This window comes from Halofilum ochraceum (assembly GCF_001614315.2).
In the GTDB taxonomy this organism is placed as follows: domain Bacteria; phylum Pseudomonadota; class Gammaproteobacteria; order XJ16; family Halofilaceae; genus Halofilum; species Halofilum ochraceum.
The window spans coordinates 114,900-135,301 of record NZ_LVEG02000004.1 but is presented as its reverse complement, the minus strand read 5'-3'; the positions used below and the strand labels follow the sequence as shown (position 1 = coordinate 135,301).

The following is a 20,402-nucleotide window of genomic DNA, read 5'->3' as shown; positions in this document are numbered from 1 at the left end:
CATTCAGTCCAGCGAGAAACGATACCCCACACCGCGCACGGTCTGCACGGCCTGGTCGAGACCGTGGGGCTTGAGCAGTTTGCGCAGCCGCAGGATATGCACATCAACCGTGCGTTCCTCGACAAATACCTCGCGGCTCCATACATGATCGAGCAGCTGGGCGCGGCTGTACACGCGCTCGGGGTGGCCCATCAGGAAACGCAGCAGGCGGAACTCGGTCGGACCGATCTCCAGCGGCTCATCGTTGACGAACACCCGGTGGGAGACCGTCGACAGCGTCAGCGGGCCGGCGGTCAGCGTGCCCTCGGCATCCTGGCCGGAAGTGCGTCGCAGGACCGCCCGGATGCGGGCGGCCAGTTCGCGCGGCGAGAACGGCTTGGTGACGTAGTCGTCGGCACCGCTCTCGAGCCCGTGCACGCGGTCGTTCTCCTCCGCGCGGGCGGTCAGCATGATCACGGGCACGTCTTCGGTCAATTCATCGCGCCGGCAGCGGCGCACGAATTCCACGCCGCTGACGCTTGGCAGCATCCAGTCGACCAGCATCAGGTCCGGCACCTGCTCGGAGATGCGGTGATACCCCTCGTCGGCATCGGCCGCCGTGAGCATGTCGAAGCCCTCGCGCGCGAGCACGCGGGTCACCATCTCGCGCACCTCGGCCTCGTCTTCCACCAACAGGATCGTCGCCTGCATCTTCGTCACCTTCGGGTTGGGCATCGCTATTCCACCGCAGTCAAGTGACAGGAAGATGACGGCCGAATGACAAGGCAGCTACCCGCCAGCCGGGATGTTGCGGTTCAGCCGATCGCGGCGCCGTCCTCGACGCCGAAGTCGGGGCGCAGCAGCACCACGCCGTGCTCATCGGAGACCGCGCCGAGGACCAGCACCTCGGATTTCACGCCGGCGATCCGGCGCGGGGGAAAGTTCATCACGGCGACGATCTGCCGCCCCACCAGATCGGCGGTCGCGTAATTGGCGGTGAGCTGCGCCGAACTGGTCTTTTCGCCCCAGGACTCGCCGAAATCGATACGCAGAATATAGGCGGGTACGCGGGCTTTTTCGTTCGGTTTCGCATCAATGATGGTGCCTGTCGCCATCTCGACGCGCTGAAAGTCCTCGAATTCGATCATCCAACCGTCTCCGGTTCCTGAGGGGCATCCGCACATGCGACCGGACGATTGTACGGCACAACGGTCCGGCAGCGCCTCGGGGCCCCTCAGAGCGCGAACAGGACCAGCAGCACCGCCAGCACGATCATGGTCCACAGCGCCATGGAGCCCGTGGGCCAGCTCCGTGCAAGCTGCCCCTCGTGGCCGAAGCGGTCATGACTGAGCGTCAGCGCCGATTGCAGGAGCGCCATGGAACGGGCGCGGAGAGCGCGATCCGCCGAGGTCACGAGATCGCGCGCGCTTATCACGAGCGCCGGGCCGAGACGACGATAGAACCAGTCGGTGTCGAGGCTGATCTTCGGGTCCCCGCCGACATGCTTCAGCAGCAGGAAGAAACCGAGCCCGGTGAACAGCAGCAGCTGCATCTCTTTGAGGAGGTGTCCCGCCGTATAGGCATGGTAGTCCACTTCGTGCGGGAGCAGCGCGTACAGGGCACCCGGGAAGATACCGATCAGGAAACAGAACGCCGCGGCGATACCCATGGCGATCAGCATGTTCGGCGGCGCCTCGCGCGGGCGCAGACCGGAATCCTTGCCCATGAACGTGAAATACGGCAGCTTCAGGCCGGTATGCAGGAACGTGCCGGCCGAGGCCATGGTGAGCAGCAGGAACACCCAGCCCCGGTAATCGACCGCGGCGGCCTCGACGATCATGGTCTTGCTCACGAACCCGCTGAACAGCGGGAAGGCGGAGATCGACAGGCCGCCCACCATGTACAGCACGAAGGTGACGGGCATCCAGCGGTACAGGCCGCCGAGCTCGGTCAGTTTGCTGCGCCCGGTCATGTGCAGGACGGCACCCGCGCCCATGAGCAGCAGCGCCTTGTACAGGATATGCGTGAAGGCATGGGCGGAGACGCCGCTGAGGGCCAGTGACGTACCCATGCCCACGCCGGCGACCATGTACCCGACCTGGCTGATGATGTGATACGCGAGCAGGCGCCGGATGTCGTTCGCCAGCACCGCGTAGACCACCCCGTACAGCGCCATGATCACGCCCAGCCACACCAGGATCTCCGTGCCCGGGAAGCCGCGGACCAGGGTATACACGGCGGTCTTCGTGGTCAGTGCGCTGAGGAAAATGGTGCCGGTGACCGTCGCCTCGGGATAGGCATCGGTGAGCCACGCATGCAGGGGCGGCACGGCAGCGTTGATCATGAACGCGACGAGGATCAGGTAGAACGACCAGCCGCGCGTCTCGAAGGCGTCGAAGGCGATGGAACCGGTGGCCTGATAGTGGGCCAGCAGGCCCGCGAGCAGCAGCATCCCGCCGAACGCGTGCACCAGCATATAGCGCATGCCGGCGCGCCAGGACACGTCGGTCCGGCGCTGCCAGATGAGCCACACGGAGGAGATGACCATCAACTCCCAGAACACGTAGAGGCTGACGAGATCGCCCGCGAGCACGACGCCCAGTGCACCCGATGCGTACACCATGGCGGCCACGTGCTGCACGCGATCCTCCACGTGCAGCGCGTAGATATTGCCGATGATCAGGATGATGCCGAAGACGTAGGCGAACACGAGCGCGAGCTTGTCCACCCGCCCCGGCACCAGTTCCAGCGCACCCAGTTGCAGCTGACCGTACAGGCCGGGTTCCAGCCCGAGGATGATCAGCAGCACGAAGGCCGGCAATGCGATCTGCCACACCTGCCGCGCCCGCCCCTTGAGGACCGCCAGCAGCAGCGATCCCGCGATCAGGACCAGTGAGGGATGAATGAAATCAATCATCGTGGTCCTCCGACTCGCCGTAGTAGTCCTCCTTGCGATACAGGAAGGCGTAGCCGAGGGCCTTGGACACGACGATGATCAGCACGCAGGAGATGAAGCCGTAGAAGGCGGCGAAACCGCCGATGCCGTCCCACGCAAAGCGTTCGTAGGCCGGTTCCTTGAACACGTCGACGATGACCAGCAGTGCCATGATCACCAGCACCGCGTTGCGCAGCGGTCGCCGCCGGGCGACCAGGGCCTCGAGAATCCTGCCTGTGCGAGTGCTTGCGCTCACGATCACTCCGATTCCGGTTCGCCGATCAATTGATGCCCAGGGACAGTAGCCCGTAGGCGTGCCCGGCGAGGAAGAACAGGACCAGCGTCCCGATGGCGGTCAGACACAGCGGCACGACACACAGCATCGGCGCCTCGCGCACGCCGTCGGGCTCGCCCTCGGGCAGCGGGCGCAGGAAGGCCCGCATGACCGGCGGCAGGAGATAACCGATATTCAGCAGCGTGCTGAGCACGAAGGCGGCCACCACCAGGGTCTCGCCGGTATCGAGCGCGCCCATGATCAGGTGCATCTTGCTCCAGATCCCGCCGGTCGGCGGCAGGCCGATCACGCACAGCGCGCCGATGAAGAACGCCAGCATGGTGAACGGCATCCGCCGGCCGACACCGTCCAGCTCGCTCACATTGGATTTGTGGGTCGCCAGGAAAATGGCGCCGGCGCAGAAGAACAGCGTGATCTTGCCGTAGCCGTGCATGAGCATGTGCATGCCGCCACCGATCGCCGACCAGTCGCTCGCCAGCATGGCGCCGACGACGATGTACGACAGCTGGCTGACCGTGGAATAGGCGAGCCGCGACTTGAGATTGTCGCGGTGCAGCGCGACCAAGGACGCGGCGAGCATGGTGAAGGTCGCCACATAGAGCACGAAATCACGCGTCGCCAGCTCCGCGAGGTAATCCAGCCCGAACACGTACAGCGCCACGGTCAGGGCCACGAACACGCCGGCCTTGACGACCGCCACGGCATGCAGCAGCGCCGAGACCGGCGTGGGCGCCACCATCGCCGCCGGCAGCCAGCGGTGGAACGGCATGAGGGCCGCCTTGCCGATGCCGAACATGAACAGCAGGAGCAGCACGGCCCCCGTGCCGGGGTCCACCGCCCCGCCCAGGATGCCGCCGGGGCGCAGGTCCAGCGTGCCGGCCGCATGCCAGGTCCAGATCATCGCCGGCAGCATGAAGCAGACGCTGGTGACGAGCAGCAGCGCGATGTAGGTGCGCCCGCCCTCACGGGCCTTGTCGGTGCCGGTATGGGCCACCAGCGGATACGTGGATACCGACAGGAGCTCGTAGAACAGATACAGCGTCAGCAGGTTGTCGGCGAAGGCGATGCCGGCGGCGGCCCCGAGGGCGATGGCATAACAGGCGAAGAAGCGCGCGAGGTTGCCGTACCCCTCGCCGCGCATGTAGCCGATCGCGTACGGCGTCGCCAGGATCCAGAGGCTGGAGGCGAGGAGCGCGAAGGTGAGGCCGAGCGGCTGCACCGAGAGCGTAATGCCCAGACCGGGCAGTATCTCGACGAGTGTCTGCGGGGGAACGCCGCCGCCGAGAACCGGATCGATCAGACCAAGCACGCCGATGAAAAACGGGATGGGGACCAGCCAGCAGAAGGCATCGCGCAGGCGCGGCGCGCGCGCCGCCAGGGCAATGGCGAGCGCCCCGATGAAGGGGATCAGCACGACCGTAAAGGGACTGAATTGCGGCACGAGCGTCACGGCGTGCCCCCGGGGATGCCGCTCATCAGGGCCTCGGCGGCGGCCGTCGCCGCGCCCACGTTGAGGCGGGTATCAATGCCGAAATAAAAATTCGCGGCCACCAGCACCCAGACCGGGAGCAGCAGGCGCAATGGGGCCTCGGAGACGGCGGGGGCATCCTCGGCGGGGCGCTGGAACCAGGCGGCCTCGACGACGCGCCAGATGTAGATCAGCGCCATCATCGAAGTAATCACGATCAGCGCCACCAGCCACGCATGGCCGGCCTCGACGGCGGCGCTGATGAGATACCACTTGCTGATGAACCCGGCGGTGGGCGGTAGACCGATGAGGCTCACGCCCGCCAGAGCAAAAGCCGTAAGGGTCCAGGGCATGCTTTTGCCCAGCCCGCGGAAGGCCTCGATCCGCACGCTGCCCACCTGGTAGGCGATCGTGCCGAGCGCCATGAACAACGCGGCCTTCATGAGGGCGTGATTGAACACATGGAGCAGCGCCGCGGTCAGCCCGGTCACCGACACCAGACTGACGCCGAGCACCATGTAACCGACCTGCGCCACCGATGAGTACGCGAGCATGCGCTTGATATTCGACTGGTAGATGGCCACCCAGGAGCCGACCACCATGCCGGCGACCGCGAGCGCCATCAGTACGACCGCGAGCGGCAGCGCGACGAAACTGTAGTCCGGCGCGAACACGGTGAAGGTGAACCGCAGCAGTACATAGAGGGCGACCTTGGTGGCGGTCGCGGCGAGGAAAACGGAGATGAAGCTCGGGGCATACGTGTAGGCGTTCGGCAGCCACAGGTGCAGCGGCAGCAGGGCCAGTTTCAGCCCCATGCCCACCACGATGAACGCCAGCGCCACCCGGACCGTGGCCGTGTCACGCAGCTCCGGCAGGCGCTGGGCGAGATCGGCCATGTTGAGGGTGCCGGTCATCATGTAGAGGAAACCGATACCGATCAGCAGGAAGGTCGCGCCCACGGTCCCCATGATCAGGTAGCGGAACGCCGCCAGCAGGGCCCGCCGGTCCTGGCCGTGGGCGATCAGGGCATACGTGGCCAGCGAGGAGATCTCGAGGAAGACGAATACGTTGAACGCGTCGCCGGTCAGCGTGATCCCCATCAATCCGGCCAGCGCCAGCAGGAACAGCGCATAGAAAGGCCCCTGCCGCTCCGGGACCTCCCGATCGACGCTGGTCTTGGCCCAGGGCAGGATCACCGCCGCGACCGCGGACACCAGCAGCGCCACGAAGGCATTGGCGGCATCGATCCGGTACTCGATCCCGATGGGCGGTCGCCAGTCGCCGAAGGCATAGGACAGGGTCCCATCCATGGCCGCCGGCAAGGTGATCGCAGCGATCACCGCGCTCGCGACCGCGGCGGCGAAGGTCAGCAGCCAGGGCCACAGCCGCCCCGGCAGCAGCGCGCACAGCGGCGATGCGATCAGCGGCACGAGCATGCTGAACGGACTCAGTTCGACGATCGTCATCGGGCCGACTCGCTTTGGCGCCCGTCCTCGGCGGCCTCCTGCATGGCGATGTGATCGTCTTCGATGGTGCCGTAGGCCTCGCGGATGCGGATCGCCAGGGCGAGGCCCATGGCCACGGTGGCCACGCCGACGACGATCGCCGTGAGGATCAGGACATGGGGTAACGGGTTCGAGTACACCGTCACGCCTTCACGCAGGATCGGTGTCGACCCGCCGATGATCTTGCCGGCGGATATGAAAAGGATGAAGACGGAGGTCTGGAAGATGCCCAGGCCCATGAGCTTCTTGACCATGTTCCCGCGCGCGATCACGCCGTAGAAGCCGATCATCATCAGCGCGACCACGACCCAGTAGTTGAAGTAGCCCAGCCACTCCATCACCTGCCCTCCTCTTCTTCCGCGGCATCCACCTGGTCCCACCAGCTGCGGCGACGGGCGAAGAGCGTGAACACGAGCATGATCACCGAGGCCACCGTGATGCCCACACCGAGCTCCACCAGGATGATGCCCGCCTGCTGAGCGGCATGGGGATCGGACAACAATGGATAGAAATCCAGGAAATGCCCGCCGAGGGCGACACCGGCGAGCCCGACCAGGCAGTACAGCAGCACGCCGAGCGCCGACAGGACGTACATGAGCCGCTCGGGGATCACGCGCAGCGCCGCGTCCAGGCCATAGATCAGGACGAAGAGAATCCAGCCCGCGGCAAACAGGACACCGGCCTGGAAGCCGCCGCCCGGCGAATACTCGCCATGGAACTGGACGTACAGGGCGAACAGCAGGATCAGCGGAATAACGAAACGCGCGACGACGCGAAGGATGCCGTTCTCTCTCACGGATCGTCCTCCCCATCGCGCTCACGCGCGCGCCGGCCAGGCGGGCGCACCGACAGCAGGGCGAACACGCCGAGGGCGGCGGTGAAGATCACGAACGCCTCACCCAGGGTATCGATCGAACGATAACTGGCGAGCACCGCGGCCACCATGTTCGGTATGCCCATATCTTCATAGGTGTGCTCGGTGTAGTAGCTCCCCACATGGCCGTGCACCGGGTTGTTCGGGTTACCGAACTCCGGCAGATCCAGGGTCGCGTACAACAGCCCCGCACCGGTCACGAGGACCACCGCCAGGGCAAGCAGGTTGTGGCCCGGCGCGGGATGCTCCTGGCGCTGCGCCAGGGTCAGCACGGCCAGCACCAGGATGGTGCTGATGCCGGCGCCGACCGCCGCCTCCGTCAATGCCACGTCGCCGGCGTCCAGCACGGTGAACAGCGCGGCGGTCAGCAACGAATAGATCGCGAAGAGCATGGCCGCCGCGAACAGGTCACGGACGCGGATGACGGCGACCGCCACCACCACGAGGAAGACCAGCAGCACGATGTCGATCAGGTATTGGATGACTCTGCTCCGTCGCGCTTCTCCGCATCGCCCTCGGGATGCAGGCCGTCCGCGATCGCGGCTCGGGCCAGCGCGTGGGTCGCGGTCGGTGTCGTAAACAGCAGAAACAGCAGGATCAGCAGCAGCTTGATCGTCAACAGACTGAACCCCGACTGGAGGATCAACCCGCCGACGATCAGCAGCGCGGTGAGCGTATCGGTGATCCCGCCCGCGTGGAGCCGGGTGTAGAAATCCGGGAAACGGACCAGCCCGACACCACCCGCGACGGCGAAGGCACCGCCGGCCAGCAGCAGGAACCACGACAGGACATTCACCAGCTCAGCCATCGGTGATGTCCTTCTCTCCGGCCTCGGCCAGATTGCCCATCTTCACGAGCTTGAGCACCGTAACGATGGCGATGAAGTTGATCAGTGCGTAGACCAGGGCGACGTCGATCAGGTCCGAATGGCCCGTGATGTACGTAATCAACGCCACAACCAGGACGGTTTTCGTGCCGAATACGTTCACGGCCACGATCCGGTCATACACGGTCGGCCCCAGCAGGGCGCGCACCAGGGCCAGCGCCATCGTGAGCAGCACGGCCAGCGTGGTGATCACCAGCACCGTGTTCACGGGCGGCCTCCACCGGCTGAGCGCGCACCCTCGAGCCAGAGAATCCGCTCGGCCATCGCGCCGCTTTCGAGATCCTCCGCGCTGGCCGGAGTCAGTGCGTGGACCGTCACTTCATCGCGTTCCAGCAACAAAGTGACCGTGCCCGGTGTCAGGGTGATCGAATTGCCGTACGTGACTTTGCCGAGCGCGGTCTTCTGCGGGACCGGAACACGCACGACCCGGGGATTGACGCGCGACGGCTGCAGCGCGCAGGCCGCGACCTGGAAATTGGCGAGAATGATCTGCCAGAGCAACCATAGCCAGTACACCGGGAGTCGCCACGAATAGAGCACGGGGTTGTGCTCCACGCCGACCACATCCATGCGGCGCGAGATCCAGACCACCAAGGCGACGGACCCCGCACCGAGCCCAAGGATCAGTGGCTTATAGACCCCGGAGATGCCCAGCCAGAGCAGGGCGAGGACTGTGGCGAGAGAGGCGGCGTATCGCATGGCGGCGGAGTCTACCAACAGTGGTCAAGGACTGACAGGTCGCTTGACCGACTACCGGGCAGACGGGATACTCCAGTCGCAACTAAGAATAATGAGGACTCGTTATCCTGTTTCGTTCGTCCTCCCCGTTCACTGACGGCAGCCTCCGACGGCTCGCTATACCCCTCCGGCCCGGCGGGATCGGCACGATGAGCGCGCGGTGCTTGGTCCCCGGCGCGGCCGATGGCAAAGGGATCGCGCGGCCGTGAGTCTCGCGCTCATCGTCATGCTGCCGTTCCTCGGCGCCGTCCTGCCGGCGCTGATGATCCGGTCCGGGCGCGCCGCCTGTGCGCTGTCCGCCGCCTGGGTGACGATCCTTGCGCTCGGTCTCCTGCTCACCCACGTCCCCGCCGTCATGCGCGGCGAGGTCATCCAGATCGGCTGGGAATGGATCCCGGCGCTGGGCCTCAACGTCAATTTCTTCCTGGACGGCCTCGGCCTCCTGTTCGCCGGCCTGATCCTGGGTATCGGCCTGCTCATCATGATCTACGCCCGGTTCTACCTGGCGAAAGAGGATCCGATGGGCAACTTCTACACCTATCTCCTCCTGTTCCAGGGGGCGATGGTCGGGATCGTGCTGTCGGACAACATCCTGCTGCTGCTGATCTTCTGGGAACTGACCAGCCTGACCTCGTTCCTGCTGATCGGCTACTGGCGCCACCTGCCCGAAGGGCGCCAGGGTGCGCGCATGGCGCTGATCGTCACCGGCAGCGGGGGTCTTGCGCTGATCGCCGGCATGCTGCTGCTGGGGAATATCGTCGGCTCCTACGATCTGACCGACATCCTCCAGCACGATCCGTACGAGATCCACAATTCACCGCTGTACGTACCGGCGCTGCTGCTGATCCTGATCGGCTGCTTCACCAAGAGCGCCCAGTTCCCGTTCCATTTCTGGCTGCCGCACGCCATGGCGGCGCCGACACCGGTCTCCGCCTACCTGCACTCGGCGACCATGGTGAAGGCGGGCGTATTCCTGCTGGCCCGCCTGTGGCCGGTGCTGTCGGGTCCGGACATCTGGTTCTACCTCGTGGCCACCACCGGTCTGATCACGATGGTCGTCGGGGCCTACATCGCGCTGTTCAAGGATGACCTGAAGGGCCTGCTGGCGTTCTCGACGGTGAGCCATCTCGGCATGATGACGATGCTGCTCGGTTTCGCCACGCCGATGGCGGCGGCGGTCGCCGTGTTCCACATCATCAATCACGCCACCTTCAAGGCAGCGCTGTTCCTCAACGCCGGCATCATCGACCACGAGACCGGTACGCGCGACACCAAACGGCTCGGCGGTCTGCTCCTGCTGATGCCCATCACGGCGACCCTGGCCGTGATCGCCGGCGCGTCCATGGCCGGCATACCCCCGCTCAACGGCTTCCTCTCGAAGGAGATGATGCTGGAAGAGGTCAGCCACACGGCATGGCTCGGCCAGGGCTGGCTGCTGCCTTTGGCGGTCACCGCCGGGGCCCTGCTGTCGGTGGCCTACTCCTTCCGCTATGTCGTCCATGTCTTCTTTGGTCCTCAGCGCGACGACTACCCGCGCAAGCCGCACGATCCGCCGGCCGGTCTGTGGCTGCCCCCGGCGTTCCTGGTGGGCCTGGTGGTGCTGATCGGTCTGTTCCCGGACGTCATCGCGGGCGATCTCGTGCGCGCCACCACGGGCGCGGTCACACAGGGCGGCGCGCCCGATGTGCACCTCTACCTGTGGCACGGTTTTACGCCGGCGCTGCTGATGTCGGTCATCGCCGTCGCCGGCGGCGCGATCGCGCTCTGGCGTTATGACCGCGTGCGCGCCTGGTGGTACGCCGGCCCACACCCCGAGGCCAAGGCACTGTTCGATCGCGTGGTCGCGGCCGCGGTCGCCGGCAGCAAACGCCTGGTGCTCGGTCTGCACAATGGCTCCCTGCAGCGCTATCTCGCGCTGCTGATCAGCGCCGCCCTGGTGCTCGGGTTCACCGGCTTCTTCGGCGCGACGCACGACAGTGGTGAGCGCGCGCTCCTGTCCGCGTCGCCCGTGGCCGTGATCATCTGGCTGGTCCTGCTCGCCGCCTGCGCGATGGTCATCCGCTATCAGCGCGACCGGCTGCTCGCGGTCATCGGCGTCGGCGTCGTCGGCCTGATCGTGGCCGCGATGTTCGTCTACTTCTCCGCGCCCGATCTCGCGATGACGCAGATCTCGGTCGAGGTGGTGACGACCATCCTGATCCTGCTGGCACTCTATTTCCTGCCCAAGGAAACGCCGGTGGAGAGCAGCCCTCTCCGGCGGCGCCGCGACGCGCTGCTGGCCGGCCTGACGGGCCTGGGTACCGGGGGCCTGGCGTGGGCGGTGATGACGCGCGACTTCACCAGCCTGTCGAGCTTCTATCTGGAGAACGCCCACGATCTCGGTGGCGGCGATAACGTCGTCAACGTCATCCTCGTGGACTTCCGCGGTTTCGATACCTTCGGCGAGATCATCGTGCTCGGCATCGCCGGTTTGACGATCTTCGCCCTGCTGCATGCCATGACCCGGGGCGAGCTCTATCGCCGGCTCGGGGCGTGGCAGCTCGACATGACCAAGTCGGCGGACCGCCATCCGATGCTGATGGTGGTGATCACGCGGGTCATGCTGCCGCTGGTGCTGCTCGTCGGCGTGTATATCTTCCTGCGCGGGCACAACATGCCCGGCGGGGGCTTCATCGCGGGTCTGGTCGTGGCGATCGGGCTGATCATGCAGTACATGGCCAGCGGCTATGGCTGGGCGGCCCAGCGGATGACCATCAACTACCACGCCTTCATCGGCGGCGGCGTACTGATCGCGGCGGTCACCGGGATCGGCGCCATGATTCTGGGCTATCCCTTCCTGACCGGCGCCTTCGACTACTTTTACCTGCCCGTGATCGGCAAGTTCGAGGTGGCGAGCGCGCTCGGCTTCGACATCGGGGTGTTCCTCACCGTCGTCGGCGGCGTGATGCTGGCTCTCGCCCACCTGTCCGACCTCGGGCGCTGGGTCAGTCACGCGCCGGTCAACGAACAGCCGATGGATGCCCTCCCGGGCAGCGAACGGCGCGCCGGCGAGGGAGGGGAATAGCATGGAGTTCCTGGTCGCCTCCGCTATCGGCATCACCATGGCCGCGGGCGTGTACCTGCTCCTGCGCGCCCGCACGCTCCCCGTGGTGCTGGGCCTGACGCTGGTCACCTATGCGGTCAACCTGTTCCTGTTCATCACCGGCCGGCTCACCATCGACCAGCCCCCGGTACTGCACCAGGGTCACGAGAACTTCGCCGACCCCCTGCCCCAGGCGCTGGTGCTGACCGCGATCGTGATCTCGTTCGGCATGACCGCCGTCATCGTGGTCATGGCGCTCAAGGCGTACGTCGAGTCCGACAGCGACCACGTGGACCTCCACCCGGACGACCACGGGGAGGCGGATTCGTGAACCACTGGATCATCCTCCCGCTGCTGCTGCCGGCGCTGGTGGCGCCGCTGATCGCGCTGGCGGTGCGCCACGACATCGTCCTGCAGCGAATCTTCTCCGTGTCCTCGACCGTGATCCTGCTGGTGCTGGGCGCGATTCTCATGTGGTCCACCGCCGCCGAGCCCGTACAGAGCTACCATCTGGGCAACTGGATCGCGCCGTTCGGCATCGTGCTGGTGCTGGACCGGCTGGCGGCCATGCTGCTGGTCCTCACCGCCGGCCTCGGTCTGGCGGTGCTGCTCTACGCCATCAACGGCTGGGACGCCGAGGGCCGGCATTTCCACCCGCTGTTCCAATTCCAGCTGATGGGGATCAACGGTGCCTTCCTGACCGGCGACCTGTTCAATCTGTTCGTCTTCTTCGAGGTGCTGCTGATCGCCTCCTATGGCCTGATGGTCCACGCCGGCGGCGCGGCCCGGATGAAGGCGGGCGTGCAGTACGTCACCATCAACCTGGTCGGTTCGGGCCTGTTCCTGATCGGCGTCGGGCTGATCTACAGCGTCACGGGCACGCTCAACATGGCCCATCTGGCGACCGAGGTCGGCCGGGTGGATGCGGCCGACCGCGCCCTGCTGGAGATCGGCGGCCTGCTGCTGCTGCTCGTGTTCGCGGTCAAGGCGGCCCTCGTGCCGGTACAGTTCTGGCTGCCCGGGACCTATGCGAATGCGCCGCCCCCCGTAGCAGCGCTGTTCGCCATCATGACCAAGGTGGGCGCCTACGCCATTATCCGCGTCTATACCCTGATTTTCGGCGCCGACGCGGGCGCAAGCGCGAATCTGGCAGGCCCGTGGCTGCTGCCGGCGGCGCTCGTGACCATGGTCATCGGCATGGCCGGCGTGCTCGCCGCCCGGCGGCTGGGTGAGGCGGTCGCCTTTGCCGTGATCGGGTCGATGGGGACGCTGCTGGCCGCGGTCTCCGTGTTCACGCCGGAGGCGATGTCGGCCGCCCTCTACTACCTCCTGCACTCGACGGTAGCGGGTGGCGCGCTGTTCCTGATCGTGGATCTGGTCAATCAGCGCCGCACGGGGTACACCGATCTCCTGCGCGCGGCCCCGCCCTTCGCCCACACCGGCTTCATCGCGGCACTGTTCCTGCTCGGGGCGATGGCGATGACGGGCATGCCGCCGCTGTCCGGTTTCATCGGCAAGCTGCTGGTCCTCGACGGCGTGCGCGAATCCTCGTACGCGGTCTGGATCTGGGGTCTCGTACTGGTGACCTCCCTGCTGGCGATTGTCGGATTCGCCCGGGCCGGCACCACGGTGTTCTGGAAGAGCGCGGCGGTCGGCGGTTATCTGGAACCGGCCCGCCCGCTGGCGCCGGCCCTGCCGTTCGTCGCGGTCGGCATCCTGCTGGGCGCGTCGATCGTGCTGACGGCCTTTGCCGGCCCGGTCACCGTCTATCTCGACACGGTCGCTGAACAGCTCTACAACCCGACGGGATACATCGAGACCGTGCTGCCCACGAGCGGGCATCCGGAAGGAGTGCGTCCCTGATGGCCGGTCACGAAATGGACGATCGCAGTTTTCTCCAGCGCTGGCTGCCGCATCCGCTGCTGACCCTGGTGGTCGTGGTGATGTGGATGGCGCTGCTCAATGATTTCAGCAGCGGCGGCCTGGTCGTCGGGCTGGTGCTCGGGATCGTGATTCCGATCCTCACCAGCCACTTCTGGCCCGATCGGCCGGCGATCCGCCACTACGGCAAGGCGATCGCCTTCGTCGGCCTGCTGCTATGGGACGTGATCGTGGCCAACATCCAGGTCGCGTGGCTGATCGTGTTCCGGCCCGCCTCGGCGCTGCGCGTGCGCTGGGTGGCGGTGCCGATCGAGATGAAGACGCCCGAGGCGATCACACTGCTGTCGGCGACCATCACGATGACCCCGGGCACCGTCACCAGCGACATCTCGGCGGACGGCAGGAGCCTGCTCGTCCATTGCCTCGACGCCCCCGACGTCGTCGCGGCCGTCGAACAGATGAAGAACCGCTACGAGCGGCGCATCAAGGAGTTCCTCGAGTGATTGGCTACGCCCTGTTGTTCGGCTTTTTCGCCGCTTCTCTGGCGCTGGTGCTCAACATCTGGCGGCTGGTGGCCGGGCCGACGCTGATGGATCGCGTGCTGGCATTCGACACCATGGTGATCAACGTCATCGCCCTGATCATGTTCTGGGGCATGCAGCAGGAGACCACGCTGTACTTCGAGTCGGCCCTGCTGCTGTCGATGTTCGGCTTCATTTCGACCGTCGCCTTCTGCCGCTTCCGTCTGCGCGGCGACATCATCGAATAGGAGGGGAAGGGCATGGCATTCCTGTTCGACCTGTTGATCGCCTTCCTCATCGTCGTCGGCAGCGTATTCCTGCTGGTCGGCTCGGCCGGCCTGATCAAGCTGCGCGACCTGATGACACGGCTCCATGCGCCGACCAAGGCGACGACCCTGGGCATCGGCAGCGTCCTGCTCGCTTCCATGGTTCACTTTATCGTGGTCCGCGGTGCCGTCTCGGTGCACGAAATCCTGATCATGGTATTCCTCTTCCTGACCGCCCCCGTCACCGCCCACTTTGTCGCCAAGGCACATCTGCACGAGCACATGCGCGACGGTTCGGAACTCCCGCCGACGGAACGCGACTCCGGGTGGAGCACCTTCGATCCAGGCCCCGGCGCACCCGGTGAGAGCGGCACGCGCCCCGGGCCGCGTGGCGACGCGGAGGATTGACGCACGCCCGAGGGCGGCGCGCCCCGGCTCTCGTTCACACCTCTCCCCGCGAGCACAATCCTTATGCCATCACCCGCGAGTTCGCGGTTGACGGGACCTGTCATCGGCTCAAGACTGAGAGCGATTGAGCCTGCAGGAGGGTGACGTACCGTGACACAGGCGATCCGCATCCACGAACTCGGCGGCCCCGGGGTACTGCAGCCGGAATCGGTGCAGGTCGGGCAACCGGGCCCGGAAGAGCTTCGCATCCGGCACACGGCGATCGGTCTCAATTACATTGACGTGTACTTCCGCACGGGTGTGTACGCGGGCCCCGATCTGCCCTTCGTGCCCGGGATCGAGGCAGCTGGTGTAATCGAGGCGGTCGGCGACGACGTCTCGGAATTCGCGATCGGCGACCGGGTCGCCTACGCCTCCGGGCCGCTCGGCGCCTATGCCGGGACCCGGCTCATGCCGGCGGACCGCGTAGTGGCACTGCCCGGGAATGTCGACGATCGGACCGCGGCGGCTGTGCTGCTCAAGGGCATGACCGCACAGTATCTGCTCAAACAGACGCGCCCGGTCGGCCCCGGCGACACCATACTGTTCCACGCGGCGGCCGGCGGCGTTGGCCTGCTGGCCTGCCAGTGGGCGCACCACCTCGGGGCCACCGTGATCGGCACGGTCGGCTCGCACGAGAAAGCGGAACTCGCCCGCGCGCATGGCTGTGATTACCCGATCGTGTACACGGAGGAGGACTTCGTCGAGGCGGTCCATCGGATCACGGAGGGTGCCGGCGTGCCGGTCGTGTACGACTCGGTCGGCCAGGCGACCTTCATACGCTCGCTCGACTGCCTCGCTCCACGCGGGCATATGGTCAGCTTCGGGCAATCGTCCGGTACCGTCGAGCCGTTCAGCATCGGCATCCTCAGCCAGAAAGGCTCACTCACGCTCACGCGGCCGATCCTCGGCACCTATACCGCCGAGCGCGCCGACCTGGTCTCGACGGCCGATGATCTGTTCGATGTCATCGAGCGGGGCATCCTGAAGATCGAGATCGGCCAGACCTTCCCGCTGCGGGACGCCCGCCGTGCGCACGAGGCGCTGGAGTCGCGCGCGACCAAGGGCTCCACGCTGCTGCTGCCCGAGGAAGGAGACGCATGAACCCGCTGCGGGCGTCCGTATGCACCTACAACCTCTGGAACACCGAGCGCTGGCCCACGCGTGAACCGGCGCTGCGGCAATTCCTCGAGCGGTTCTCTCCCGACATCCTCGGGGTGCAGGAACTGCGCGCCGACACGCGTGACTGCATCGATGAGGTGCTGGCGGGGCACGAACGCGTGGATGACGATTTCTACGGCTGGACCTGCGAGAGCAACCTCTGGTGGCGCGCGTCGCTGTTCGAATACGGCGGTCACGGCACGGTCGATTACGGCAGCCATGAGGTCACGCGACGCCTGTTCTGGGTTCGGCTCGCGCGGCGCGACCGTCAGGGCACGGTGGTCGTGGCGACCGCCCACCTGACTCACACGAGTCATCCGGATGAGGCCGCAACCGGGCGCTCCCCGCGCATCGATCAGACCCGGGCGATCGTCGACGCGATGGACAGCATCGTTTACGACGGGGAGCCGGCTTTCGTGATGGGCGATTTCAACGACGCCTACCACCCATCGCGCATCCTGCACGAGGCCGGCTACGTCTCCTGTTTCGCCGCGCTCTCGCTGCAGCCGCCGGCGACCTTCCCCGCAGTCCCGACCGCGAATCCGGATCCAAGCGCTCACCAGTACAACGCCTGCTTCGACTGGATCACCGCCAACCGGCATGCCCGGCCACTCGCGGCCCACTCGCCGCACTGCTACCACGGCGACGTCTCACCGTCGGATCACTGGCCGGTCGTGGCAGTGTACGAATTGCCGGACGGGGATATGCGGCGCTGACAACGATCGCGGAAACGCGACCGATTAATCAAAAACCCGGGTTCACGCAAAGCCGCGGAGCGCGCGGAGAGAGATAAAAGGCACGCCTGCCTCAGCCCTCAGCCCTTGGCCCTGCGATTTCAGGAGCTTTTCGCGTCGGGCTTGGCCACCCAGAGGATGGGGTCGCGGTCGGAGACGACCACACCGCCCGGTGGTTCCAGCGTGACGGCGAACAGGGCCGCCTGGCGGACGGGCAGCTTGTTCTGGATCGGAATCACGACCTCGCCGGCCTCGTTGCGCCGGGCATCGAACACGCCACCGTCAACCGGGTAGTCCTCGCTGCGCGTGGCATCGAAGACCCAGAGCTGGTACTGGTGCTCGTTCGGGTCGTTCTCCGGAATACCCTTGAAGGTCATGAAGCCCTGCTGGCGCTCGTCGCTCCAGACGACATACCCGCCACTGAGCTTCTGCGCGCGCGGATGCTCCGTGTTACTCCAGTTCACCCGGACCACATCGGAGGCATTGGCCATCAGCGAATCGCGCGCCGCTGTCAGGTCTCCCGGTCCGCGTTCATCCATACGCGGCCACCAGCCCGTCACCGCCAGAACCAGAGCCGCAGCCGCGGCGATCCAGCCCGCCGTGGCGGCTCTGCGGGCCGGGCGCGGCTGCGCGTGCAGGGGGCGCACGTTGTCGCCGCCATATGCGCGGTCGCCGCCCTCCTCGCGCGGTGCCGGGGCACCCGTGTCCAGCGTTCGGCGCGCCCGTGCGGCGACGTCCGAAGGCATCGATTCCTCGGGGGCCCCGGCAGCGACCCAGACCGAGGCCGCCGCGAGATCGTAGCCTTCGGGGTCGTCATGCCCCAGCCGGGCAAGCAGCGTCTCGAGTTCGGCCGTCTCCGCGGGATCGAGCCCGTCGACGGCACGATCGAGCAGGAGTTCGTCGAGCCGTTCGCGTTGCGGTTGATCCGCGTTCAACTCGACGCCCCTCCGCTCTTACCGACATCCTCGTCGTCCGACATCATCTCGCGCAGACGGATCAGGCCACGGCGCATGTGGGTCTTGACGGTCCCGAGCGGGGTGCCGGTCGCCTCGGCGATCTCGCGCTGCGTCAGGCCCTGGGCCACGCTCATCTCCAGCACCCGGCGCTGGTCGTCGCTGAGCGACTGCATCGCCTGTGCGGCCTGCTGCGCGTCCCAGCCGCGCTCCCCGGAATCGCCGGGATGCTGCAGTTCCGAGGACGGCCCCGCGGCCATGGGCTCGACCTCGCCACGGCGCTTGTCGCGGCGCAACCGGTCGATCAGCCGCCGGCGCGCGATCATGCTGATGAACACACGCTCGGAGGCACGCGCGGACCGGTAGCGGTGCGCGCTCTTCCAGACATCGGTGAGGATTTCCTGCACGGCGTCCTCCGCATCCGCTCGCGACCGGCAGAACCGCAGGGCCAGAGACCATACGAGTCCGCCGTACGCATTGATCACTTCCTGCGCCGCGCCGGCATCACCGTCGGCGAGGCGCAGCAGAATGCCGTTTTCCTCTTCGGTCGCGGCCGTCATTGACGACGCCCCGGGAAACGGCGGGCACGGCTTGCGGAACGACAAACGATCCTGGTCATCGCTGCGTTGGACATCCTGGACAAGTTGGATCGCAGTCTCACCTTGCCTGAATACGGAGTCAAACGCCGTACGAAACCATTTCGATGGCCGGGCCGCCGCTCTAGCCGTCAAAGCCGCGGCGGGAGCGCGCAAACCGTTCACGCCAGCCATTTCGTGCCTCACGCGAAAGCGGATGCTACGCGGATGAAAAATTGAAGTCATGCCCTCGATAAGGCGCAATTAAGATCGTACACAATTGATTAGTGGGCAAATTTTCCCGGCAAGACTCAAGCCGGCTTGATTGCACCGATTCGCGTTTCGCCCAGCGATCATCAGCCGAAATCGTTCACGAGCGGATTGGTCATGGAAATGCGTTCGTTCGTAGCGCCGGACGGCCCGGCCGCCCGGCCGAAGGCGGCAACCGGGCGGCTTCGTCGGGGCACCAGGGCTGATTGACAGTCCCCGTGAAGCCGACTACATCCTGATACTGACAGTGGCATCGATGCCCCGTGACCCCGGGGAGTGCGGCTCGAACCACGACGCCCACTCCCGGATAACGGAGGCAGCATGAAAAGGTGGATCGGTCTTGCCGCGATTCCGCTTCTCGCCGGATGCCAGACGATGCCATTCGGCGGCGATCCAGCGTTCAGGGACCATGACACCGACGGTGACAACGTCATCAGCAGGCAGGAGGCCAACACGTCGCCGCGGCTGGGGAAACACTTCGCGCGCATCGACACCAACGGCAGCGGCGGCATCGACCCGCGCGAGTACGCGGCCGCGATGACCTATATCGCCGGCATCGATTTCAAACGGGTCGATATCAACGACGACGGCGTGATCAGCCGCAGCGAAGCGCGCGCGATGCCCGCGTCGCTCAAAGAGGCGTTTGCGCGCGTGGACACCGACGGTGATGACAACGTCAGTCCCGCCGAGTATCGGGCGGCGACCGTCAACCTGCTCGAGGGTCTGGATTTCGCGACCCTCGACCGCGACGGCGACGGCGTGATCGGCACGGACGAGGCCCATCGGGTCCCGGAACTGCGGGCCTCGTTCGGGCGCATCGATACCGACAACGACGGACTGATCAGCAAAAAGGAATTCGCGGCCTCCCAGCGCTGACGGAGATCGAGGCCTCGCCCGCGGGTGCGTTCAGTCTTCGGTGGAATAGTTCTGGATGATATAGCCACCGGATTTTTCGTCGTGCTGCAGGGTCAGCAGCCCGCGTTCACGGGCTTCCTCGAGCAGTTGCCCGAAACTCCGGTAACCGTGGTAACTCTCGTTGAAGCCGGGCTTGCGGCGTTTAAGCGCCTGCTTGACCATCGACCCCCAGACCTTGTCTTCCTCGCCGCGCTCGCGGAACAGGTCCTCGACCGTGGCAAGCACCAGATCCAGCGCCTCCTGTTTACGGTCATCGGCACCGCCATCGTCGGTGGCGGTATCGGCTGCATCCGCGGCACTTTCCGCCGCCGCCTCGGCCGCGGCTTCGGCCGTGTTTTCGGCCCCTTCCGTTTTCGCGCTTTTCTTCTTCGACGCCGTCTTCTTGCCGGACCGGCGCTTGCGCCGCGACGGCTTTTCGGAATCCCGTACCAGATCGTCGTAGAAAATGAATTCATCGCAGTTGGCGATCAGCAGATCCGAGGTCGAACTCTTGACCCCCACACCGATGACCACCTTGTCGTTCTCGCGCAGTTTGCTCACGAGCGGCGAGAAATCGGAGTCACCGCTTACGATCACGAAGACGTCGACGTGCGATTTCGTGTAGCAGAGATCGAGGGCATCGACGACCATGCGGATATCGGCTGAGTTCTTCCCCGACTGGCGTACATGCGGGATCTCGATCATCTCGAACGAGGCCTCGTGCATCGCCGGCTTGAAGTTCTTGTAACGGTCCCAGTCGCAGTACGCCTTTTTCACCACGATATTGCCCTTGAGCAGCAGGCGCTCGAGAACCTTGTTGATATCGAAGGCGGCGTAGCGCGCGTCGAGCACGCCCAGGGCGATGTTCTCGAAATCGCAGAACACCGCCATGCTGCTGGTCCGTGTGTTGTTCGCCATGATCGGCTCCAGAAAAGGGT

The 20,402-nt window shown here is 65.9% G+C and carries 24 protein-coding genes; 9 read left to right on the top strand and 15 right to left on the bottom strand.

Annotated features, from left to right (window positions below; translation table 11 throughout):
• Nucleotides 1-3 precede the first annotated feature (3 nt).
• The 12 genes from phoB to A0W70_RS04655 form a co-directional block, all read right to left on the bottom strand.
• Nucleotides 4-690, bottom strand: a complete 687-nt coding sequence (phoB, locus tag A0W70_RS04710) for a phosphate regulon transcriptional regulator PhoB (RefSeq protein ID WP_067561594.1) — start codon at nucleotides 688-690, stop codon at nucleotides 4-6.
• Between the two features lie 104 nt (nucleotides 691-794).
• A complete protein-coding gene (locus A0W70_RS04705) occupies nucleotides 795-1,127 on the bottom strand; it encodes a tRNA-binding protein (RefSeq protein WP_067560977.1) in 333 nt (110 codons plus the stop codon).
• Nucleotides 1,128-1,213: 86 nt separating this feature from the next.
• Nucleotides 1,214-2,896: a Na(+)/H(+) antiporter subunit D gene (locus tag A0W70_RS04700; protein WP_067560975.1), complete on the bottom strand. Its 1,683-nt coding sequence runs from the start codon at nucleotides 2,894-2,896 to the stop codon at nucleotides 1,214-1,216.
• Nucleotides 2,889-3,170 (bottom strand): hypothetical protein, encoded by a 282-nt coding sequence (locus A0W70_RS04695; protein WP_070988404.1) that lies wholly within the window; start codon nucleotides 3,168-3,170, stop codon nucleotides 2,889-2,891. Before A0W70_RS04695 ends, A0W70_RS04700 begins: the two co-directional genes overlap by 8 nt.
• 25 nt (nucleotides 3,171-3,195) lie before the next feature.
• Nucleotides 3,196-4,659 (bottom strand): proton-conducting transporter transmembrane domain-containing protein, encoded by a 1,464-nt coding sequence (locus tag A0W70_RS04690; RefSeq protein WP_245675809.1) that lies wholly within the window; start codon nucleotides 4,657-4,659, stop codon nucleotides 3,196-3,198.
• Nucleotides 4,656-6,143: a monovalent cation/H+ antiporter subunit D family protein gene (locus tag A0W70_RS04685; RefSeq protein ID WP_067560972.1), complete on the bottom strand. Its 1,488-nt coding sequence runs from the start codon at nucleotides 6,141-6,143 to the stop codon at nucleotides 4,656-4,658. The genes A0W70_RS04690 and A0W70_RS04685 overlap by 4 nt, the downstream gene beginning before the upstream one ends.
• Nucleotides 6,140-6,520, bottom strand: a complete 381-nt coding sequence (locus A0W70_RS04680; protein ID WP_067560971.1) for a cation:proton antiporter subunit C — start codon at nucleotides 6,518-6,520, stop codon at nucleotides 6,140-6,142. The genes A0W70_RS04685 and A0W70_RS04680 overlap by 4 nt, the downstream gene beginning before the upstream one ends.
• Complete coding sequence (locus A0W70_RS04675; RefSeq protein ID WP_067560969.1) at nucleotides 6,520-6,978, bottom strand: Na(+)/H(+) antiporter subunit B; 459 nt, start codon at nucleotides 6,976-6,978, stop codon at nucleotides 6,520-6,522. The genes A0W70_RS04680 and A0W70_RS04675 overlap by 1 nt, the downstream gene beginning before the upstream one ends.
• Nucleotides 6,975-7,517, bottom strand: a complete 543-nt coding sequence (locus A0W70_RS04670; RefSeq protein ID WP_217495388.1) for a DUF4040 domain-containing protein — start codon at nucleotides 7,515-7,517, stop codon at nucleotides 6,975-6,977. The genes A0W70_RS04675 and A0W70_RS04670 overlap by 4 nt, the downstream gene beginning before the upstream one ends.
• 8 nt (nucleotides 7,518-7,525) lie before the next feature.
• Nucleotides 7,526-7,864 carry a monovalent cation/H(+) antiporter subunit G gene (gene mnhG, locus A0W70_RS04665; protein WP_067560967.1) on the bottom strand — a complete coding sequence of 113 codons (339 nt, stop codon included), beginning with the start codon at nucleotides 7,862-7,864 and terminating at the stop codon, nucleotides 7,526-7,528.
• A complete protein-coding gene (locus A0W70_RS04660) occupies nucleotides 7,857-8,150 on the bottom strand; it encodes an MrpF/PhaF family protein (protein ID WP_217495387.1) in 294 nt (97 codons plus the stop codon). The genes mnhG and A0W70_RS04660 overlap by 8 nt, the downstream gene beginning before the upstream one ends.
• Nucleotides 8,147-8,641 carry a Na+/H+ antiporter subunit E gene (locus tag A0W70_RS04655; RefSeq protein WP_067560965.1) on the bottom strand — a complete coding sequence of 165 codons (495 nt, stop codon included), beginning with the start codon at nucleotides 8,639-8,641 and terminating at the stop codon, nucleotides 8,147-8,149. The genes A0W70_RS04660 and A0W70_RS04655 overlap by 4 nt, the downstream gene beginning before the upstream one ends.
• A 244-nt stretch (nucleotides 8,642-8,885) precedes the next feature.
• Between A0W70_RS04655 and A0W70_RS04650 the strand changes: the two genes are divergently transcribed.
• The 8 genes from A0W70_RS04650 (at nucleotide 8,886) to A0W70_RS04615 (ending at nucleotide 16,754) form a co-directional block, all read left to right on the top strand.
• Nucleotides 8,886-11,744: a monovalent cation/H+ antiporter subunit A gene (locus A0W70_RS04650; protein ID WP_067560962.1), complete on the top strand. Its 2,859-nt coding sequence runs from the start codon at nucleotides 8,886-8,888 to the stop codon at nucleotides 11,742-11,744.
• A 1-nt stretch (nucleotide 11,745) separates the two neighbouring features.
• Nucleotides 11,746-12,093 (top strand): Na+/H+ antiporter subunit C, encoded by a 348-nt coding sequence (locus tag A0W70_RS04645; protein ID WP_067560960.1) that lies wholly within the window; start codon nucleotides 11,746-11,748, stop codon nucleotides 12,091-12,093.
• Complete coding sequence (locus tag A0W70_RS04640) at nucleotides 12,090-13,625, top strand: monovalent cation/H+ antiporter subunit D (RefSeq protein ID WP_067560957.1); 1,536 nt, start codon at nucleotides 12,090-12,092, stop codon at nucleotides 13,623-13,625. Before A0W70_RS04645 ends, A0W70_RS04640 begins: the two co-directional genes overlap by 4 nt.
• Nucleotides 13,625-14,146, top strand: a complete 522-nt coding sequence (locus A0W70_RS04635) for a Na+/H+ antiporter subunit E (RefSeq protein ID WP_083330781.1) — start codon at nucleotides 13,625-13,627, stop codon at nucleotides 14,144-14,146. The genes A0W70_RS04640 and A0W70_RS04635 overlap by 1 nt, the downstream gene beginning before the upstream one ends.
• On the top strand, nucleotides 14,143-14,412 hold the full coding sequence (locus tag A0W70_RS04630; RefSeq protein ID WP_067560955.1) for a K+/H+ antiporter subunit F: 270 nt from the start codon (nucleotides 14,143-14,145) through the stop codon (nucleotides 14,410-14,412). Before A0W70_RS04635 ends, A0W70_RS04630 begins: the two co-directional genes overlap by 4 nt.
• 12 nt (nucleotides 14,413-14,424) lie before the next feature.
• Nucleotides 14,425-14,838 (top strand): Na+/H+ antiporter subunit G, encoded by a 414-nt coding sequence (locus tag A0W70_RS04625; protein ID WP_067560953.1) that lies wholly within the window; start codon nucleotides 14,425-14,427, stop codon nucleotides 14,836-14,838.
• Nucleotides 14,839-14,988: 150 nt separating this feature from the next.
• Nucleotides 14,989-15,981 carry a quinone oxidoreductase family protein gene (locus A0W70_RS04620; protein WP_067560951.1) on the top strand — a complete coding sequence of 331 codons (993 nt, stop codon included), beginning with the start codon at nucleotides 14,989-14,991 and terminating at the stop codon, nucleotides 15,979-15,981.
• The gene (locus A0W70_RS04615) at nucleotides 15,978-16,754 is read left to right on the top strand and encodes an endonuclease/exonuclease/phosphatase family protein (RefSeq protein ID WP_067560949.1); all 777 of its coding nucleotides are present in this window, start codon (nucleotides 15,978-15,980) and stop codon (nucleotides 16,752-16,754) included. The genes A0W70_RS04620 and A0W70_RS04615 overlap by 4 nt, the downstream gene beginning before the upstream one ends.
• Before the next feature lie 119 nt (nucleotides 16,755-16,873).
• On the opposite strand, the gene A0W70_RS04610 is transcribed toward A0W70_RS04615, so the two are convergent.
• Complete coding sequence (locus A0W70_RS04610; protein ID WP_067560947.1) at nucleotides 16,874-17,707, bottom strand: anti-sigma factor; 834 nt, start codon at nucleotides 17,705-17,707, stop codon at nucleotides 16,874-16,876.
• Entirely contained in the window at nucleotides 17,704-18,285 is a 582-nt protein-coding gene (locus A0W70_RS04605) for an RNA polymerase sigma factor (protein ID WP_067560945.1), read from the bottom strand. Before A0W70_RS04605 ends, A0W70_RS04610 begins: the two co-directional genes overlap by 4 nt.
• A gap of 606 nt (nucleotides 18,286-18,891) precedes the next feature.
• Between A0W70_RS04605 and A0W70_RS04600 the strand changes: the two genes are divergently transcribed.
• Nucleotides 18,892-19,446 (top strand): EF-hand domain-containing protein, encoded by a 555-nt coding sequence (locus tag A0W70_RS04600; protein ID WP_067560943.1) that lies wholly within the window; start codon nucleotides 18,892-18,894, stop codon nucleotides 19,444-19,446.
• A gap of 30 nt (nucleotides 19,447-19,476) precedes the next feature.
• Here the strand turns inward: A0W70_RS04600 and A0W70_RS04595 are convergent, their stop codons facing one another.
• Nucleotides 19,477-20,382, bottom strand: a complete 906-nt coding sequence (locus tag A0W70_RS04595) for an NYN domain-containing protein (RefSeq protein WP_067560941.1) — start codon at nucleotides 20,380-20,382, stop codon at nucleotides 19,477-19,479.
• Between the last annotated feature and the right edge of the window lie 20 nt (nucleotides 20,383-20,402).

What these genes read in the sequence shown, in the direction of transcription:
- A0W70_RS04700 (WP_067560975.1), bottom strand. Translation starts at nt 2,896, where the DNA reads ATGATTGATTTCATTCATCCCTCACTGGTCCTGATCGCGGGATCGCTG.
- A0W70_RS04600 (WP_067560943.1), top strand. Translation starts at nt 18,892, where the DNA reads ATGAAAAGGTGGATCGGTCTTGCCGCGATTCCGCTTCTCGCCGGATGC.
- A0W70_RS04680 (WP_067560971.1), bottom strand. Translation starts at nt 6,520, where the DNA reads ATGGAGTGGCTGGGCTACTTCAACTACTGGGTCGTGGTCGCGCTGATG.
- A0W70_RS04685 (WP_067560972.1), bottom strand. Translation starts at nt 6,143, where the DNA reads ATGACGATCGTCGAACTGAGTCCGTTCAGCATGCTCGTGCCGCTGATC.
- A0W70_RS04645 (WP_067560960.1), top strand. Translation starts at nt 11,746, where the DNA reads ATGGAGTTCCTGGTCGCCTCCGCTATCGGCATCACCATGGCCGCGGGC.
- A0W70_RS04605 (WP_067560945.1), bottom strand. Translation starts at nt 18,285, where the DNA reads ATGACGGCCGCGACCGAAGAGGAAAACGGCATTCTGCTGCGCCTCGCC.
- A0W70_RS04615 (WP_067560949.1), top strand. Translation starts at nt 15,978, where the DNA reads ATGAACCCGCTGCGGGCGTCCGTATGCACCTACAACCTCTGGAACACC.
- A0W70_RS04595 (WP_067560941.1), bottom strand. Translation starts at nt 20,382, where the DNA reads ATGGCGAACAACACACGGACCAGCAGCATGGCGGTGTTCTGCGATTTC.
- A0W70_RS04655 (WP_067560965.1), bottom strand. Translation starts at nt 8,641, where the DNA reads ATGCGATACGCCGCCTCTCTCGCCACAGTCCTCGCCCTGCTCTGGCTG.
- A0W70_RS04625 (WP_067560953.1), top strand. Translation starts at nt 14,425, where the DNA reads ATGGCATTCCTGTTCGACCTGTTGATCGCCTTCCTCATCGTCGTCGGC.
- A0W70_RS04705 (WP_067560977.1), bottom strand. Translation starts at nt 1,127, where the DNA reads ATGATCGAATTCGAGGACTTTCAGCGCGTCGAGATGGCGACAGGCACC.
- phoB (WP_067561594.1), bottom strand. Translation starts at nt 690, where the DNA reads ATGCAGGCGACGATCCTGTTGGTGGAAGACGAGGCCGAGGTGCGCGAG.
- A0W70_RS04635 (WP_083330781.1), top strand. Translation starts at nt 13,625, where the DNA reads ATGGCCGGTCACGAAATGGACGATCGCAGTTTTCTCCAGCGCTGGCTG.
- mnhG (WP_067560967.1), bottom strand. Translation starts at nt 7,864, where the DNA reads ATGGCTGAGCTGGTGAATGTCCTGTCGTGGTTCCTGCTGCTGGCCGGC.